This window comes from Acinetobacter sichuanensis, from assembly GCF_003024515.2.
Classification (GTDB): domain Bacteria; phylum Pseudomonadota; class Gammaproteobacteria; order Pseudomonadales; family Moraxellaceae; genus Acinetobacter; species Acinetobacter sichuanensis.
This window is the reverse complement of the sequence record NZ_PYIX02000165.1, coordinates 1-1088: the sequence shown is the minus strand read 5'-3', so window position 1 is coordinate 1088 and position 1088 is coordinate 1. Positions and strand designations below refer to the sequence as shown.

Here is a 1088-nt window from a genome sequence, read left to right as displayed (position 1 = left end):
CCCTCTAGCCCATATCTAGCAATGCTTTCAGACTTTAAAAAACTACAAATGCCGGACATTAAACTACAAATGCCGGACAAAACAGACTTATAAAACTACTTTTACCGGACTTAAAAACTACAAATGCCGGACATTAAACTACAAATACATATGTGTAGTTTTGTTAAAAAACTACAAAAATCGTAGTTAAAAAACATACAATAATGTATTTTGTAACTACATAGATATCTGTGTAGTTAATCAAATACACTTTTGAGATTGTAGTTATATGGACGAAAACAAAAAGACATATCCTCTCAGCTGGGTTGTTATGCAAAATAATGTTCAAGAATGCTTTAAAAGTATGAACATTGATGAGAAACGAATGTTAATTCTTGCTAGTCCAATTGCTAGAACTACTGATGCAACTGAAAAAGACCGAATTATGATTACTGCTGAAGAGTTCGCTAGAGAATGTGGCATTAAAACGCATTCAGCATATACGCAGTTAGAACTAGCCAGTAAAAATTTAATTAAAAGGAGCTTTTCTTATAATAATGAAAGAGGAAAAAGAGTGTTATCTAACTGGGTAATTGATTGCACTTATGAGGATGGGGGAATCGCTATACGCTTCCCGGAAATTGTTCTACTAATGTTAAAAGAGTTCGATAAATTAAATCCTTATACGAAATATAAAAAAGACATCGTACTCAGTCTAAAAAAAGATTACTCCTTTGATCTCTATCACTTAGCAAAAAAACATCAAGCAATCGGACAATTTGAAATGTCCTTAGAACATATAAAAAATGAGCTTGGTTTGCCTAAATCATACGATAAACTTTGCAACTTAAAAGATCGTGTCTTAAAACCTTCATTGGATGAAATTACTACAAATACTGATATTGATTTGACCTATGAAAATGTCAAAAAAGGGCGTTCTGTTGTCGGCTTTAAATTTATAGTGAAAGAAAAACCGAAGCCAAAACTCATAGCACCTACAAAAGATACAAAAACTATAGATATATTCTGCAATCTATCAGATGCTCAAATTAACAAGTACAGCACTATTTTATCTCAACTTTCTGAATTATCAGACCTGAGTAACTTTC

1 protein-coding gene is annotated in these 1088 nt (G+C 31.9%); it reads left to right on the top strand.

Going from position 1 to position 1088, the window contains the following annotated elements; all coding sequences use genetic code 11:
• Positions 1–268: 268 nt before the first annotated feature.
• The coding region (locus tag C9E89_RS22750; protein ID WP_107010318.1) for a replication initiation protein at positions 269–1088 on the top strand (820 nt) is incomplete at its 3' end.